General features: G+C 63.5%; 12 protein-coding genes, 1 tRNA gene and 2 pseudogenes. 6 read left to right on the top strand and 9 right to left on the bottom strand.

The genetic code is table 11. The features are described from left to right. Position 1: 1 nt before the first annotated feature. The 4 genes and pseudogenes from rtcR to C7I84_RS21385 all read left to right on the top strand — a co-directional run. Positions 2–1,543, top strand: a pseudogene (gene rtcR / locus C7I84_RS21400) (RNA repair transcriptional activator RtcR); the annotation flags it as partial. A 311-nt stretch (positions 1,544–1,854) separates the two neighbouring features. After that, positions 1,855–2,946 carry a helix-turn-helix transcriptional regulator gene (locus tag C7I84_RS21395; protein WP_106774257.1) on the top strand — a complete coding sequence of 364 codons (1,092 nt, stop codon included), beginning with the start codon at positions 1,855–1,857 and terminating at the stop codon, positions 2,944–2,946. A gap of 360 nt (positions 2,947–3,306) precedes the next feature. Further along, a complete protein-coding gene (locus C7I84_RS30895) occupies positions 3,307–7,878 on the top strand; it encodes a beta strand repeat-containing protein (protein WP_106774256.1) in 4,572 nt (1,523 codons plus the stop codon). Between the two features lie 25 nt (positions 7,879–7,903). Beyond that, positions 7,904–8,706, top strand: a pseudogene (locus tag C7I84_RS21385) (IclR family transcriptional regulator). 269 nt (positions 8,707–8,975) lie between these two features. On the opposite strand, the gene C7I84_RS21380 reads toward C7I84_RS21385, so the two are convergent. Together C7I84_RS21380 and C7I84_RS21375 are read right to left on the bottom strand one after the other, a co-directional pair. Then, on the bottom strand, positions 8,976–9,290 hold the full coding sequence (locus tag C7I84_RS21380; protein ID WP_106774254.1) for a DUF736 domain-containing protein: 315 nt from the start codon (positions 9,288–9,290) through the stop codon (positions 8,976–8,978). A gap of 818 nt (positions 9,291–10,108) precedes the next feature. Beyond that, positions 10,109–10,378 (bottom strand): helix-turn-helix domain-containing protein, encoded by a 270-nt coding sequence (locus tag C7I84_RS21375; protein WP_106774253.1) that lies wholly within the window; start codon positions 10,376–10,378, stop codon positions 10,109–10,111. 95 nt (positions 10,379–10,473) lie between these two features. On the opposite strand from C7I84_RS21375, the gene C7I84_RS21370 reads away from it, so the two are divergent. Next, positions 10,474–10,911, top strand: coding sequence for a PAS domain-containing protein (locus C7I84_RS21370; RefSeq protein WP_106774252.1), 438 nt, complete (start codon positions 10,474–10,476; stop codon positions 10,909–10,911). A 44-nt stretch (positions 10,912–10,955) separates the two neighbouring features. Here the strand turns inward: C7I84_RS21370 and C7I84_RS21365 are convergent, their stop codons facing one another. From C7I84_RS21365 to C7I84_RS21335, 7 genes are all read right to left on the bottom strand, one after another. Continuing rightward, the gene (locus C7I84_RS21365) at positions 10,956–11,372 is read right to left on the bottom strand and encodes a hypothetical protein (protein WP_106774251.1); all 417 of its coding nucleotides are present in this window, start codon (positions 11,370–11,372) and stop codon (positions 10,956–10,958) included. A gap of 60 nt (positions 11,373–11,432) precedes the next feature. Then, positions 11,433–11,804: a DUF2958 domain-containing protein gene (locus C7I84_RS21360; RefSeq protein ID WP_106774250.1), complete on the bottom strand. Its 372-nt coding sequence runs from the start codon at positions 11,802–11,804 to the stop codon at positions 11,433–11,435. A 21-nt stretch (positions 11,805–11,825) separates the two neighbouring features. Further along, a complete protein-coding gene (locus tag C7I84_RS21355) occupies positions 11,826–12,137 on the bottom strand; it encodes a hypothetical protein (protein WP_245428540.1) in 312 nt (103 codons plus the stop codon). Between the two features lie 122 nt (positions 12,138–12,259). Next, complete coding sequence (locus C7I84_RS21350; protein WP_106774249.1) at positions 12,260–14,485, bottom strand: ParB/RepB/Spo0J family partition protein; 2,226 nt, start codon at positions 14,483–14,485, stop codon at positions 12,260–12,262. Positions 14,486–14,967: 482 nt separating this feature from the next. Continuing rightward, positions 14,968–15,044, bottom strand: a tRNA-Arg gene (locus C7I84_RS21345). A gap of 282 nt (positions 15,045–15,326) precedes the next feature. Next, the gene (locus tag C7I84_RS21340) at positions 15,327–16,169 is read right to left on the bottom strand and encodes an aldo/keto reductase (protein WP_106774248.1); all 843 of its coding nucleotides are present in this window, start codon (positions 16,167–16,169) and stop codon (positions 15,327–15,329) included. 408 nt (positions 16,170–16,577) lie between these two features. Further along, positions 16,578–16,820 (bottom strand): hypothetical protein, encoded by a 243-nt coding sequence (locus tag C7I84_RS21335; RefSeq protein ID WP_106774247.1) that lies wholly within the window; start codon positions 16,818–16,820, stop codon positions 16,578–16,580. 237 nt (positions 16,821–17,057) lie between these two features. On the opposite strand from C7I84_RS21335, the gene C7I84_RS21330 reads away from it, so the two are divergent. Further along, positions 17,058–17,220, top strand: a 163-nt coding sequence (locus C7I84_RS21330) for a transposase family protein (protein ID WP_133170129.1), incomplete at its 3' end; no start/stop codon positions are given.

Raw genomic sequence — 17,220 nt, 5'->3', positions numbered from 1 at the left:
AAAGTGGCGGCCGACTGTGGCGCTCTGCCAGCAGCCTGGCCTGTTCATCGATCGGCTGAAGCTCATTCACGGGCCGAACTCGCTCAGTCTTGCCCGCGAAATCGTCGGCGACATTGAACAGATCTCTCCGGCCACGGAGGTCAGGCCCCACATCATTCCGCAGAACGATCCTTGGGACTTCAGCGAGGTCTATACGAGCCTGCGCGATTTCGCCCGCGCTTATGCCTTCGACCCCGAGCGGGAGGACTACCTAGTCAACATCACCACCGGCACGCATGTCGCGCAGATCTGCTGGTTCCTGCTGACGGAAGCCCGCTTCATTCCAGCGCGGCTGATCCAGCTCTCGCCGCCGAGGGATCGCCGCGAAGGCGACGACTATTCTGGCACCCATTCCATCATCGACCTCGATCTGTCGCGCTACGACGACATCGCTACCCGCTTCGTGGCCGAGCGCGACGAGGCTACGTCCTTCCTCAAGTCCGGCATCCCCACGCGCAACCTGGCCTTCAACCAGATGATCGATCAGATCGAGAAGGTTGCGATCCGCTCGCGCGCCCCGGTGCTGCTCACAGGCCCGACCGGCGCCGGCAAGTCGCAGCTGGCAAAACGCATCTACGAGTTGAAGAAGGCGCAGCGACAGGTGTCCGGCGCCTTCATCGAGGTGAACTGCGCGACACTGCGTGGCGACCAGGCGATGTCGACGCTGTTCGGCCATGTGAAGGGCGCCTTCACCGGCGCGCAGTCGGCGCGCGCCGGGCTGATGAAATCGGCCGACAAGGGCGTCCTGTTCCTCGACGAGATCGGTGAGCTCGGACTGGACGAGCAGGCCATGTGCCTGCGCGCTATCGAGGAGAAGCGTTTCCTGCCAGTTGGCGCCGACGAGGATGCGGTCTCGGACTTCCAGCTTCTTGCCGGCACCAATCGCGACCTTTCGATCGACGTCGCCGAGGGAAGGTTCCGCGAGGATCTGTTCGCACGCCTCAATCTGTGGACCTTCCAGCTGCCGGCGCTTAAGGATCGCAAGGAGGACATCGAGCCCAATCTCGACTTCGAGCTGCGCCGCTTTTCCGAGCGGGAGGGGATGAACGCCACCTTCAACAAAGAAGCGCGCGACCTCTACCTCAGATTTGCAATGGCACCGGATGCCTCGTGGCGAGCGAACTTCCGTGACCTGTCGGCGTCGGTGACACGAATGGCGACGCTGGCGCCACACGGCCGGATCAACGAGGAGACGGTGCGCGAGGAGATCGCCAGGCTCTCCAGGCAGTGGCGTTCCGGCCAAGGCGCCAGACCGGTCGGCGAGGCCATCCTCGATGAGGTTCTGGGCGCAGACGGAGCGGCAGCCATCGATCCGTTCGATCGCGCGCAGCTGGCGGCCGTGCTGGAAGTCTGCTGCGAGTCCGCGTCGGTCAGCGCGGCCGGACGCAAGCTGTTCGCCGTCTCTCGGCTGCAGAAGACAAGTGGCAACGATGCCGACCGCCTGCGCAAGTATCTGCTGCGGTTCGGCCTGACGTTCGACCATGTCGTTCGGTCTGGCACATGATTGCGACCGGGTTCAGGAAGAGTAGCAAGCTGTCCGGCACAAATACGGGTTGATCAACGCGCTATGTCGCCTCTGAAAATCCCTCCACATAAACAGCCCTTCTATAAGCGTGCGAAACTCCAATCGATCGTCCTAGAATCCAATTTCTTCTGGAGAACAACCCATTTGGGGTATGACAAACATTCCCTTCTGCACAATGGTTGCATTTTGGGGGCGCCGTTCTTCCGCCAAATCGTCGAAGAGGCGGTTGTTGTGATGGCGTGGGGATCGAACGGCATATGTTCTGATGCCGTCGACGGAGTTGTATTCGGTTGCGGGGGCAGACAGCGATAGACGAGTTCAGGCGAGCGCTTGACGCCGCCGTTCTCGACGCATCCTCTTGGCGCGTTGTCTGCGACAAGCTCGCGGCTGTGTTCGGCGGCATAGGAACTTGCTTCGTCCCTATCGAGCCGGAGCTCAGGGGCCCCTGGCTGGTGCATTCCGAGTCTCTTACCGGCATCATCCAGGAATATGTCGGGGCAGGCTGGCACAAGCGCGATTTCCGGCAGACCTGCGTCTCGATCGCGCGCGAACGCGGCTATGCTACCGATCTGGACATCGCGTCCCCCGAGACCCTCAGGTCCCATCCCTACTACGCTGACTTGATGAGGCGGCACGGCCTCGGAATCTTCATCGGCATTCATCTGCGGATCGGCGAGCGCGATTGGATCGCCGCGGTCCAGCGCCCGCTGAAGAGCGATCCGCCCGACGCGGCCCTGCTGGCGCCGGTGCAGATCCTCCGTAACGATCTGATGCAAGCGGCGCGATCGGCCTATCTCGTAGGGATGCCGAAGCTCGAAACCTGGGTGGCAAATTTCGACGAAGATGACCGTGGTAGCATTCTGCTCGCCAAGAACGGCGGCGTCATCAAGATAAACGCTGCCGCAGAACTACTGCTCGCGCGCGTCGGGACGCATACCGGCGGCGTGGTGACACTGCGCGAGGCGCGTTCCGACAAGGACCTTCAGTATCTGATCTCGGCGGGATGCAATCTGCAACTCGGCCAGGCCATGCCGCCGCCGCTTGTTGTCGCCGCAGGTCCTGGTGAGGTGCTGGTATTCGAAATGTTTCGCGCACCGGCAGCCCTGCGCCATTTCAGCCTCGATGTCGCTGGGTTGATGATGATCCGGCGCGGGCAGGTTCCGATCCAGAACGTTGCTGACCAATTGTCCAAGCGCTTCGGTCTTTCTTTCGCCGAAATACGCGTTGCCCGTGGCGTTGGGGACGGGCTCCGTCCGAGAGATATGGCCGAAACATTTGGTCTGGCCGAAGGCACCGTGCGGCAGCAGCTCAAAGCTGTTCTTCGAAAATCGGGGGTCCACAGCCAGTCGCAGCTTGCTGCCCTTGTGAGCAGGCTTGGATGAATTACCGGCGGCGACCGAAGTTGCAGCCCAAAATTGTTGCCGATTGCACAGCCGACGAGCGTATTTTTCATCACGCCGTATACCATCTGGTAGTTTCGCTTCCCGACATGTGATGATTTTTTAACCATTGCGGGGTGGGAACCACAAAATATTCGGATGTTCGGGCAAAACACGGCACCCGGTATCAACAATATCTCCCACTGAAAGCACATACAGCGCAGGACATATAAACGTGTTCTTGCGGGCGTGAATACGTGTGTTGCCGTAGTTGAGCTTCGTCGGCCGAGAGCTGGCGAAGGCAGGAAGCTGTTTGCCGCATCCATGCTCTATCCGGATGCGGCCCAAAGGAGGACTTTAGTCGTGGCCGAGTTTACTGTTGACCCGAATGCCGTCGCGAGCGGAAACGTCTACAACACAATCCAGGCTGCGATAAATAATGCCGCGGATGGCGATACCATCGTCGTCGTCGCAGGGACCTACAATGAGGATCTGCTCATCGACAAGGCGGTGACGATCCAGGGGGCCCAGTCGGGCGTTGCCGGAGCCAACGGAGGCCGCGACGCAGCCTCGGGCGCCGGCGAGACCACCATCATCGGCAACAGCAGGATCACGGCTACCGACGCCGTGACCGTCGACGGCCTGCGTTTCGTCAACGACGCGACCACCACTGACGGCGGGCCGTCGAATCCGACCCTCTGGATCGCCAATGGCGCCGGGCATGTCGTCGAGAACTCGATCTTCTGGTCGGATGTGGCAGGTGGCGCGACGGGCGTCGACGACCGCGCCATCGGGATGCCGCCGATCGCCGGCGGCTCGATCACCATCGCCGACAACTACATCGGCGGCGACGGCGGAAAGTATGGCGACGCGTCCTGGGGCCGCGGCATCTGGTCGGACGGCGGCGGCGTCGCGCTGACCGTCGAAGGCAATGCCTTCGAATCCACCCGCACGTCGATCAATCTCGATGCCTTCGATCCCACGAAGGTGATCATCGACGGCAACGAATTCAGGCTGGCCGGGACGGCTCTGTCGATCGGGACGCCGACCTCAAGCACGATCGGCGGCATCGAAAACAACGTCTTCGGCAACACCGACACCGATCTCAACCTGAAGAACGTCACCATCGGCATGACGGTCGACCTTAGCACCACCGGCAATACCAGCACCGGCGGCACCTTCTACGTCGACGGTCCGCTGGGCGCGACGACTTTCATCGGCGGAGCGACCGACGACGCCTATTTCGGGCGAGCCGCCGCGGATAATGTCAACACCGGCGCGGGCAACGACTACATCTTCGCATCGGCCGGCGGCGACAAGATCGACGGCGGCGATGGCAACGACACGCTCGACATGAGCGCCGCAGGCTCCGGCGGTTCTTTCGTCGACCTCTCCTCGGGCCTGGCCTTCTCGAGTGCCACGGGCATCATCGGCATCAGCGGGATCGAAAACGTCAAGGGCAGCGCCGGCAATGATGGCCTCTTCGGCGACGGCGCGGACAATATATTCCACGCGACTGCGGGTTCTGACACGATCGACGGCCGCGGTGGAACCGATACGTTCGACGCCTCCGCGGCGACCGGCGCGGTCAACATCGATCTCGCCAAGGGTTCCGCCACCGGCTCCATTTCAGCCAGCCTCGCCTCGATCGAAAACGCCAAGGGGGGCTCGGGAGACGACCATTTCACCGGCACGGCGGGAAACAACACCTTCAGCGGCGGGGCGGGTGTCGATACCTATCATGTCTCGGACAAGGCCGGCGACATCAAATGGAACGTGGACCATTTCGAGGCCACGACCGGCGCCGGCGGCACGGATGTGCTGAACGGCGTCGAGAAGGCCGAGTTCGACGACGGAACCGTGTGGCTGGTGCACAACTCGGCCGAACTCACCAATGCGCTGGCTTCGGCCGGCTCGGGCGACAAGGTCCTGCTCGCCTCCGGCAATTATACCGGCAACTTCGCGGTGGCGGCCGACAACGTGACCATCGAGAGCGCCACCGGCAACGCCGCCGATGTCGTGTTCACCGGAACCTTCAAGACCGACAACGATATCGGCTCCGCCTATGTTTCGGATTGGGTCAAGACAGCGACCAGCTACACGACCGCGGCCGGCTCCGGCTTCACCGTCACGGGCGACAATGTCGAGATCAAGAATATCACCATCACCGGCTACAGCAGCGCCGTCGGACTGGCGACGAGCGACGGCCTGACGCTCTCCGGCCTGGTGCTCGACGACAATCTTTTCGGTATCTACAACAACGGTAGCGCCTCCGCCGTGACCAATTTTTCGCTGATCGGCGGCAAGATATCGCACAGCCTGGAAGGATTGGCCTTCGACGCAGTGGCTGGCAGCGAATTTTCCGACGTGCTCATTCAGGGCACGACTTTCGAACACCTCACCTGGAAAGGCATCTATGTCGAGCGGCTGCAGGATGCCGAACTCATCGACATCATCATGAGCGATGTCGGCCAGTTCGGCCGGATCCCGACTTACGGCGGCTCCGGGCCAGGCGCTGACGGGTCCGGCATCGAGCTGAATCTTAAATACGGCGACTATTCCAATATCCGGATCGAGAACCCAACCCTGACCAATGTCGGACTTTCGAACGGCAGCGGCTCGCCGCATTTCAATGGCGCTGCGATCGCCATCAAAGCACGCTCGGACGCACCGTCTTACAACTCGAACCCGGCTACGCTCGACGGCGTCACCATCGTCGGCGGCTCGATCATCGGCACGTCGACGGGTATTCGCATCGGCGAGCCGAACAAATCGCAGAACGGTCCGACCAACGTCAGTGTCGACGGCGTCGACATCAGCGGCGCGGTGACCGGCGAATATGACAATCGCTCTAACGCCGTGCTCACCGTCACGCTCTCCAACGGCAATGACAATGTGAGCACCAATCCCGACGCGACGGGACCGATCGCCTATTCGGCGCTCGACGGCAACGACAACGTGGCTGGCGGCAAAGGAAACGACACCCTTCTCGGCGGCGATGGCAACGACACGCTCGCCGGCGGCCTGGGCGCCGACACGCTGGAGGGAGGCAAGGGCGACGACGTCTACGTCGCCGACGCTTCCGACACCATCACCGAAGCCGCGGATGGCGGCACGGACACCGTCGAGAGCGCCGGCACGATCACGCTGGCGGGGAACATCGAAAACCTGACGCTGACGGGGTCAGCCAACGCAGACGGCACCGGCAACGGCGAAGCCAACGTCATCAAGGGCAACTCGGGCAACAACACGCTATCGGGCCTCGTCGGAAATGACGCGCTGCACGGCGGCGCCGGCACCGACACGCTGAATGGCGGCGACGACGACGACCTGCTGGACGGCGGGGAAGGCGCCGACAACCTCAATGGCGGCGACGGCATCGACACCGCCAGCTACGCGAATTCCCAGTCCGCGGTCAGCGTCAATCTTGGCGGCGCCTCCTCCGGCGGCGATGCGACGGGAGACACCTTCAACTCGGTCGAGAACCTTGTCGGCTCGACGTTCGGCGACATTCTGGTCGGCGATACGGGAGACAATGGCATCGACGGTGGGCTGGGGGGCGACTTCCTGTTCGGCGGCGGCGGCACGGATACGCTGTCCTACCGCAACTCGGCTGCCGGCGTGTCGGTCAATCTCATGACCGGGATCGGCTCCGGCGGCGACGCGCAAGGTGACTTCGTCTTCGAATTCGAGCGGATTGTCGGTTCGGGTTTCGGCGACGTGCTGGTCGGCAACAGTGCTGCGAACACCCTGAGCGGCATGGACGGCGACGACCAACTGGACGGCGGGACCGGCGGGGATACCCTCGCCGGTGGCCTGGGCGACGATTCCTACGTCGTTGACGACATGGGAGACGTGATCCAGGAAGGTGCCGGCGAAGGGGACGACGACCACGTGGCGGCGAGCGCATCATACAAGCTCACTGCCGGCGCGCATGTCGAGCGGCTGACCACCATTGCCGCCGGCGCCACCACGGCGATCGATCTCACCGGCAACGCGCTGAGCCAGGAGATCACCGGCAATGCCGGCGCGAATGTGTTCCACGAAGGCGGGGCCGGCGCGGCGGATGTATTGCGTGGTCTGGAGGGCAACGACACCTACCGCATCTTCAATTCCGGCGCCGTCATTGTTGAAACGGCCGGACAGGGAGACCTCGACAAGGTCAATACTGCCGTGAGCTATGCGCTCGGGGCCGACGTGCATGTGGAGGTTCTCCAGACGAACGGCTCGACAGGGACGGGGGCGATCAATCTCACCGGCAATGCCCTGAAACAGGAGATTATCGGCAATGCCGGCAGCAACGTCCTTCATGATGGCGGCAAGGGCGAAGTCGACACGTTGCGGGGCTTCGGGGGCAACGACACCTACCGCATCTTCAACTCCGGCGACGTCATCGTAGAGACCGCGACACAGGGCGATGCCGACAAGGTCAATGCCGCAGTGGACTATGCGCTCGGCAACGGCGTCTATATCGAGATCCTGCAAACGAACGGCACGACCGGCACCTCCGGCATCGATCTCACCGGCAACGAGATCGCCCAGTCGATCATAGGCAACGCCGGGTCGAACATCCTCGACGGCAAGGGCGGCAACGACACGCTGACCGGGCTGGCCGGCAAGGATTACTTCGTCTTCTCCTCGGCGCTTGGTGCCGGCAACGTGGATACGATAACCGACTTCAATGTGGCGGACGATACGATCCGTCTGGAGAATGCCGTCTTCACGGCACTCGCAACCACGGGCACCTTTGCAGCCTCCGCCTTCCGCACCAACGCGACCGGAGAGGCGGAGGCATCCAATGACCGGATCATCTACGAAGCCGATACCGGCAGGCTGTTCTACGATGCAGATGGTGCGGGAGGCGAAGCCGGTGTGCATTTCGCTACGCTTACATCGGGTCTCTCACTCACCAATGCCGATTTCGTGGTGATCTGAGTAGCGGTATCTGCAGCGAGCCTGAATGAAGGGGCGGCCCAATTGGTTGGCCGCCCCGGCGAGCAGCGCTCCCGCCGAGCCATGGACTTGGGGGTTACCTCATGCCGACATCGACATGCGGGTGCTGATGGCATTGGAGGTGGTGCCGGACGGCGCATCCGTCGCAAGCCTGGCGCGGGCCCTCTCCCTTTCCAGGACGACCGTCTACAGAATGCTGAACACGCTGGAGGAGCATGGAATGGTGGCACGCCGCCACGGCGATGCAGCCTATTGCCTCGGCCCCACCCTAATCAGGCTGGCGCGGCGCGTGCCAGTCGCGCCGGATCTCGCCACCACGCTGCGCCCCTTCGTGGAGAGCCTTGCCACGCGGCTTGGGCAGACGGCCAAGGCATCGGTCCGCGAAGGAGACGAGGCGGTGGTGATCGCCGTTGCACTTGGCGCCGGCGCGTTCAGCATCTCCGCGCAGGTCGGCCGGCGATTTCCCCTGCATGCGGGGGCGGCCAGCAAGGTCCTGCTGGCCTTCGCGCCGCCACAAGACGTCACGGCCTTCCTGAAGGCAAACTGGTGCGCCATACGGAGAGGACGCTCACCGACAAAGCAGCGCTTGATGCTGGGCTGGCGGAAGTGCGGGCTCGCGGCTATGCCGTCGATCGTGGCGAGTTTGTCGATGGTGTTCAGGCGGTCGGCGCGCCGGTACGCGATGCAGCCGGAAATGTGGTGGCAGCCATCAGCGTGACCTTCGTCGCGACAGCAGGTGAGATTCCGGCCGGAACGATTTCTGAAGTTTTGCAAACGGCTGCGTCGGCAACGCGCAGCCTGGGCGGTTGAGCCTCCACTTTTGTAAGGAGGCCCCTGCGGCCCGAGGCGGCCGTCTTTCGCTTGTCGCTTCTCACCCACTTACGAATCGGCCAGTCGCATGACGCGAGTAATGTACCGATCTCAAGAATGTCGGCTCCAAACCTCCTTGAGCCTCGAAGCCGCCAGTCAGCTTCCGGCTCCATTTCGGTCGTTGGGAGGTGTCTGGCGCGGACAAACGGCGGTAGCGGGCATGAGCATGGCAGAGCCCCGCGTGCGCGGGGCTCTGCCGGTGGCCGGTCTTATTCGGCGACGCGGCGGCGGGACCAGATGAGCGCGAGTTCCTCGCCATCCGCCTCGACCAGGCTCGCGTAGATCGGAGAGGCGAAGCTCGGATCGTCCAGCTTGACCGAGAGATAGTCGTTGCCCTTGTCGGACCGCTTCTTCCACGCCGCCCCGAACTCGGTGGCGCCTGCGAACACGCGGAAGTCCGGTCCCTTCTCGTTGTCGCCCTCGGCCGGGACGAACTTCACCGACTTGACGTTGAGGGTGAGGGTCTTGACCGAGCCGGTGTAGTTGCCGGTTTCGATGCGGGAGAAAGTGCCGATCGTAGCCATGTGGTGATTTCCTTTTGCTGATCGGGCCGCGCCCATCGCGGCCTCGATGCGGGGTGAAGGACCGGGGACGATCGGCCCGCAACATCCGGCGAGGACTTTTTCGTTGGCGATGCAAAGGCGGTCTTGGCCGGCGGCGGGTAAAAGCCGCAGGCGGCGTGTTGCGGGATGAAGATCGAGGTGACGCTTCCGTCACCGGTCTTCGGTCAAAAGGACCAAATCGAGGACGCTGTGGGTGCGTCCTGAAACCGGCAGAAACCAGGAAATCGCGATATGGCTTCGGCAATCGGCCGCGCGCTTTCTCATCAAGTACTAAAACCGGCAACTACATCGGCTTGCGGCCGGACACAGCGCCCGGACCTCGATGTCGAGCGGCACGTGCAGATCCCGCGGCCAATAGCGACAGCGTCAAGGGATTCGCCTTTCCATTCGAAACGCTGAACCGCCGAATTCGGGACTAGCGGACGGATGACTTGTTTCGACAAGAGCTACGCCTCCCTCGCAGCCGAGCAAATTGGCGCTCCTGAACTTGCCGCGCCAGTCGACTCAATGTGAGCGTGGTCGGGGTGGATACGTGGACATGGCTACTAATCGTCGCCCATGACGTGCTTTGCCGACCGGGACCGGCATCGATCGGGCTTCCACAGAAGCGAAGGTGTTGCTCGCGAAATGCCCGCCGCCATCCCTTGCGTCAGGGTCAAGGCCCGAAGGCTGAAGACCCGCATGGCGGGGTTTCAGCGCTAGCCGCGAGCCCGGCGCGAAGGGCGACGCCTTGAAAATCAGTCCGTTGCCGATAAGACGCCGAACCCAATGACAATTGACTATGACAGCCTAGGAGCTGCCTTGTGTTGCTGGGCGGTTTCGGCAACTTCGCGTAGCACTTCAAAGGGATCGAAGCCAATCACTTCCGCGAGCTCAAGGAACTCGACGACATCGACGCGGCGTCCGCCGGATTCGACGGCCGCTACGACCGACTGGTATCGGCCGAGCGCTTTGGCAAGATCGGCCTGGCTCATGCCGGTTTTTCGGCGTTTCTCGACGATGATCTGAACGAGGCGCAGATGCCTTGGCGAGCGAAGGGTTTTCTGCATATGCGCTGCCGGCCATTGACGAAACCGGCAGACCAACTAAACCGAAATACAGATAACCAGAAAATCTGGTTGCCCCTTAGACGGTGGAGACCCGCATGGATTCTCGACTGATGGCCGACCGCCATCCGGTGCTCGGGCGGCTCTATCGGCTCTGGCTCGCCCGCGGTGACGGCACGGCCATGCCGCTGGCCGAGAACATCGCAGGGCGTCTAGCCGACCTGGATGATGTGACCGCGATGATCCAGCGTCCGACCGAATCGGGTGAGATGCCGAGAATTGAGCGCAGCGGCCGGGTTGTCGACCGAATTTTCGGGGTCGCGTTGGCCGGCGAGCCTATTGGTCGGCTTACGCCGTCAAGCGATCATGCGGAGAATGAAGCGGCACTCGTATTCGCGTCGGGCCGCACATTGATGATGGAAGACCAAGTGGAGCTTCCGGGTGGGCCGGCGCGCATTGCCCGGCTTTATCTGCCACTTGCGGACGCCCATGGCGAGGTGACGGCCATCATGGTTGGCGTCGCCAAGGTCGCCTGAAATCCGCAAAGCCGGATTTCCGTAAATCGTGAGTTATGTTGCCGCTACCGGCTGCCGGACGAAAGCAGCGCGGCAAGGCGCGCGAGCGCGGAGATGCCGACCGCGATCGCGCTTATCACGGAGAAGAGTTGGTGCCAGATCGGGGACGGTACGATCTCGGCCGCGGCACTATGGACGAGGGCATAGCCGGCTACGGTGGCGGGCGCGGCGAAGATCACGGCTACGATCACGCGCAGGATCGGTGCTCGAGCGGCGGCGAACAGAAATGCGAGGATGCCGAAAGATACTGCCGCCGCGACAAGGCCAGCCAATACCGCTCCGATTAAACTGGCGCCCGTGCCATAGGCGTATCGGGCGGCGCCGAGAGCCACCATGAAAGGCAGCGCGTAAGTCGCAAGCCGGTATGCGAGGACGCACAACATGATTACCAGCGTCACGGTCACGACAGTCAGCGCGATCATTGTGGGTCTCCATCATCGTCGATCCGGCGCGTGATCGGCACGACGCGCCGGATCATGGTTTCATGTGACGATCATCCCGGCGTGGTGGGCGAGCTTGGCGTAGATGCTGAGCCGGTGCTCGGCCTTGAAATACAGGTCGCGTTCGACCGGCAGGCCGAGCTTGCCGCGTAGGTCCTCGATCTCACGAAGCATGGCATAACCTAGCTCGGGACTGCCCAAGCCAAGGTCCATCAAACCGAACAGCCTCAAGTCAGAATCTTCGGGATAAGCTTCGGTGATCAGCCACGTCGCAGCGGCATCCGGCGTGAACAGCTTGACGACCGGGAACGGATCGAAGCTGTCGCGATCTTCAGCTATGCGGCCGTTCTCGATCAGCCTGTTGCGCAGATCGTGGGGGATTAGCGCTTCGGTGCGGGGAAATCGCCGGGTCATGACGCCAGTTCCTCCGGCTGCTCATCGATCGGATAGCGGGTGCGGACGGCGGCGATGGCTCCGGCCTGCCGCGCCAGCTTGCGGGTGAGCGCATCGATCTCGCCGCCGTGCGAGGCGCAGGATCGCGACATTCTCCTGACAATCGCGCTCGTCGGCGCGGCTCCAGTTGGAGGAGAAGCGCCCGAACAGGCGCGACTTGATGCCGTTGTTGATCGTCGCGCGTTCGGCGCGGGTGACGATCTGTCGTTCGATGATGGCAAGGTGGCGTTCGGCCTCCGCCTTCGCCCCTTCCATGCGTGCCAGCATGGCTCGCTGCTCTGCATAGGTTCTCATTATCGTGGTTCCAGTTGTCGTGCTGTCGAGGTCTCCGGCCGCGCCAGTTCGGCGCGGCCGGAATTTTTCTCGAAACTGCCGGGAGGCTGGCCGGAACCGCTGCGCGGCTCCGGCCGTGGCGTTCATTCCGCGGCGATGTGGAAGGCTTCGCCGTCTTCTGCGGCGGCGGGGTCTGCCGCTTCCGGCTCGTTCGCTGCCGGCGCTTCCGCCTGCGGTTCGTCCAGCCATGCGGGCTGCGCAGTCCGCATCAGCGGCGGAAGCCAGCCGGTCTCGGCAAGCAATTGCTCGGCGGCTTCGGCCATCGGCTGCTTCTTCATCGCAGCGATGCGGTCCGCCGCCTCGTCGGCGACGGCTTCCCGCACGGCGGCGAGGATATGCGCCTTGGTGACGCGACCGAAATAGGTCCGCACCGTAGGCGTCCAATATGCCGTCATGTCGAGGCTGATAGCCGTCGCCAGCCTGTCCGCCGTCTCATGAGCGCGCGGCTTGCGCTCCCAAGGCTGCTTTACCGCGTTGACGGTCAACGAGGCGCAATGGGCGAACAGCGCCATGACGCTTGTCTCATCCAGCCCAACAAGGAAACCCCACAGGTCGGCCACATCGCGTGGCATGTCCGCCGCCCACGCTGAATGACGATCTGCCAGCGCCTTCGCTGCCGCCGTGTCCTCGATGCCGTCCGCGTGAGAAGCGAGGTAGCTGCTCGTCGGGCGGATTTCGAGGCAGGTGGCGTCTATGCCCCGATAGAAGGTTTGCGCGGCGAGCGCATGGGTGACGGCGAGCAAGGCCATGTCCGGCTGCTCGCCAAGCGCAAGGCGCAAGCCTAGCGTCCGGTGGGCAGTCAGATCGCGGATGAGAAGATCGGAGAGCGGCTTGCCGTCTTCCTCCGCTTCCTCGTCCTCCGGCTCGAGGTCGGAAACAAGGTTCCCGCCCGCGTCATACTCGCTACTCTCGATGATCTCGCCATCGCCGTTGACGCGAACGCCGTCGATGACGGTTTCGCCGTCCTCAGCTTCGTCCGGCTCCGGCTTTTCGTCCTCGGGGCGGATGAAGCCGCGTTCGATACGGGCTTCGCCGTCATGAGAGACCACGACGAAAACGCCGCCGCGCGCAACTGCATCCGGATCGTAAGCATGACGCAGTGCATCGATGCGTTCGATCTTGGCTTCAAGCTCCGCGAAGCGCTCGTCCACTTCGGGTGTCAGGTCCACGTCCGCGTCCTCCCACTCTGCCGACAGGCGTTCGAGTTCCTCCTGTGCGGCATCGTAGGCGGCGGCATCTTCTTCGGAAAGCTCCACCGGCTGTGGATAGGCGCGACGCATGCCGTTGCCATGCGGATAGTCGACATGGACGTCCGCCCACTTCCAGCCTTCCGCCTCCTGAACCTGCGCGGCGATCTTTCCCAGCTTCTCGATGACAAGCTGGTCCAGCAGTGCGGCGTCCTCATAGAAGCCGCCGCGATCTTCCGTGAACAGGTCGCGGATGATCGCCCCGCCTGCCTCGGTGTAGGCTTCCGCGCCGACGAAGATCGCACGCCGATCCGTTGCCGCCACATGGGTCTTGGTCAGGTCGCGGCGGATGATCCACGGCTCGCGATTGTAGCCGAGACCGTCATAGACCTGCTCCTGCCTCGCATGGTCCTCGGTGATTGCGAAGGCCATCAACTGGTCGAGGGTCAAGCCGCCGTCGCGATAGACCTGCATGAGCCGGGGTGAGACCGCACCGAGGCGCATTCGCTGCCGTACCACATGCGCTGTCACGCCGAAGCGGGCGGCGATTTCCTCCGCTCCCCATCCGCGCGTTTCCGCAAGCTCGCGGAACGCCTCGTATTGATCTGCTGGATGCATCGCCGTGCGCGTGACGTTCTCGTCAAGGCTGATCTCGAACGGGTCGTTCACCGTGTCGATGACGCAGCGAATCGGCTCGCTCTTCTTGATCTGCTTGCGGTTTGCGCGCAGCAACTGCGCCAGCCTGCGGCCTTCACCGATGGTGACGAGATAGAAGCCGGTCGGCTGGCCTTCACCGTCAAGCTCCGGCTCGACCACGAGGTTCTGAAACATGCCCTTGGCGGCAATGCTGGCCGCATAGGCCTCGATTTCCTCCTCGGTATGCGGGGTCTTGCGGGCATTGCGGGGCGACTTCTTCAACTTGTTGAGCGGAATGAAAACCATCTCGCCGCTCGCAGCAACCGTTTCGGTAGCCTCCACTGACGCGTGTTCCGCTGCATCCGGTGCGGGCAGAGCGGCGATAACGTTCGCCAACACGTCTCCGACATTGCGGATTTCCGCATCCGCCGTCATTTCCGCCGTCGTAACCGCGACGGACTTCGCCTTCTTTGCTGTCCTTGCCATTGTTCCAATCCTTTCTCTCGTCAATGCCGGAGGCATGTCCCCGACATGCCTCCCGGGGGCGCGTGAGCGCTCGGCAGAGAGGGGGGCGGCTGCCGGCGAGCATGGCCGGGCTGCGCGGCGAGCGGGGCGGATCGGAAGGATTGGAACAGTGGCGGCCATGTGGCGCCTTGCGAGCGCGCGGCCCTGCCATCGCGCAGGCGGCGGTCGCGGGGGAGAGATGGCCGAGACCATCTCTCCCCATAGGATTGGCCAGGCTTCAGCCGCAGCCAATCAGGTCAATGTGCGCGAAGCGCTCCGTATTTTTATCGAGGCTATGCAGAAGGGCTGAAGGGGGCGAATCTCCGCCTGATCCACGTCCGACGAGTGCTGCCCGCAAATTTTTCGGGCCTTTCCGTGGATGAAGTTTGCCTCCGCTTGCTTCCTATATGCTTCCTGTAGCGAATTTCAGGATACAAGCAAGCGAGCTAAGTTGTTAATTTTGTTGGCGCACCCGACAGGATTCGAACCTGTGACCTCTGCCTTCGGAGGGCAGCGCTCTATCCAGCTGAGCTACGGGTGCACGCCGAGGCGGCTTGGCCGGCCGGACCTGCGTGCTGCAATCCCGGCAGCCGCTTCTTATACGAAGCCGGGCGCCGCTTCAACGACCTTTGCCAAAACCAGCGCGAGGAATCCGGGCAGAGAATGCTCGTCGCCTCCTCATGGCGCGGCATCGTATCGCCGGCATCGTAGGCGTCGACGGCTGGACCGGAGACCTCGGCGAGGCAGCGCCGATCGTCGCGATGTCTCCCGCCCCCGAAGCGGCGGAATGGGATCAGTCCGCCAAAGGCAATCGGCGTCGCCGTCAAATCATCGCCAGCCGCTGCTTGCGGCGTGGCGGCGGGAAGGCGGCGTCGAGTTCCTTGAGGTCGGCGTCGGTCAGCACGATGTCCAGCGCGGCGCGATTCTCGCGCACGTGCTGTGGCCGCACCGCCTTGGGAATGGCGATGATATCCGGCTTGCGCAGCACGAAGGCGAGCGCGACCTGCGCCGCCGTGGCGTTCTGGCGCGCGGCGATGCGGGCGATGCGCGCGTCGCGCGCCAGATCGCCCTGGCCGACCGGCGAATAGGCCATCACCGACAGGCCGCGTGCCGCCGCCTCGGGCAAAAGGTCGTATTCGATGCCGCGCTCCGACAGATTGTAGAGCACCTGGTTGGTCTCGACGCCCGAGCCGCCGGCATCGGCAAGCTCCTCCATGTCCTCGGTGTCGAAGTTGCTGACGCCCCAGTGCCGGATCTTTCCGGCCTGCTTCAGCGCCTCGAAGGCCGCGACGGTCTCGGCGAGCGGCACGCCGCCGCGCCAGTGCAGCAGATAGAGGTCGATGCGATCGGTGCCGAGGCGTTTCAGGCTGGCCTCGCAGGCGCGCACCGTGCCGGCGCGCGAGGCGTTCGACGGCAGCACCTTGCTGACCAGGAAGACCGCGTCGCGGCGACCGGCGATGGCGTCGCGGACCACTTCCTCGGCGCCGCCGGAGCCATACATCTCGGCGGTGTCGACGAGCGTCATGCCGAGGTCGAGCCCGAGCTTCAACGCCGCCACCTCCTCGGCATGGCGCCGCCGGTCCTCGCCCATGTTCCAGGTGCCGAGGCCGAGCACCGGCACGTCGATGCCGGAGGGCAGGCGGGTGGTGCGGACGGGATCGGACATCGGGCGCTCCTGGCGGGCCTTCTTCCCTTTTATGGCATTCCCGCCGGTCCCGGAAGCGGCCGATCGCCGACATCGTCAAGGTCCTTGCGGCGGCGGAGGAAGAAGGCCGATGCTCGCCCCTCACCCCTGCCCTCTCCCCGTCAGGGCGACTGTCGCGTTCACACATCCGGAATTTGGCTGTGGCTTGCCGACTGTGACGCTCAAGCCGATTCTTTGCCGGCTTTGATTCTTCGAGTCCGAGGATGGATTTCCGACACTCTCCGCTCGCTGCGCTCGCTCACGAGTCGGAATGACGACATCAATTGACGCGCCCGTCAGTCGCCAATGACAGCACCCATCGTCGCGACGCCGCGGAAAATCGGCGCGGCCTGTCAATTTCTTTCTCTTGTTGCGTCCGGCAGGGCGCAATCACGACGTATCGGCCGGCTCCAGAGCCCACTGGGCAAGCCCGTGCACGACGTCGAGAACCTCGTGCACCTCATGAACGGGCTTTTTTCGCCGCCAGCCCGGCGGCCGGCCGGGCTTCAGCGGCGAGAAGCGGCCAAACCGGCGCAGACCGCCGGATTCCCGCTCTTGCGCGAGGACCGCGTCGCGGCGCGCCCGCCAGCGGGCGAAGCGCCTTGCCTGGCCGGGCAGGTCGTCCAGCGCCAAAACCAGCGCCCGCAGCCGCGCGTCCAGCCGTGACGTCGATCGGATCGTTGGGCGACCAGACGGGGATGCGGAACGGCTCGCTGTAGCCGGGACAGGAGATGCGCGGCACGCCCTTCGGCGCCCGCCGCAGGCGGCGGCTCCCACGGCAGCGAGTTCAGGTTAACGTATTGAGATTTTGATTTCCTGCCGCGGTTTGCCGTGATTCATGACTGGTCACATCCTTTGGAGTGATTGGTCATGCATGAACAGACTGGCGCGGTGTACCGGCCTTCTCGGCTTCGGACGCTTCTGGAGCATTTTGCCGCGATCGATGATCCGCGCGAGCCGCCCAAGGTGCGCTACCCGTTGCGCGAGGTGCTGTTCCTGGTGGTCGCGGCGACAATCGCCGATTGTGAAGACT

Source organism: Kumtagia ephedrae, assembly GCF_003012745.1.
Lineage (GTDB): Bacteria > Pseudomonadota > Alphaproteobacteria > Rhizobiales > Rhizobiaceae > Kumtagia > Kumtagia ephedrae.
Note: the sequence above shows the minus strand (reverse complement) of the source record. Positions and strands in the feature narration are given on the sequence as shown.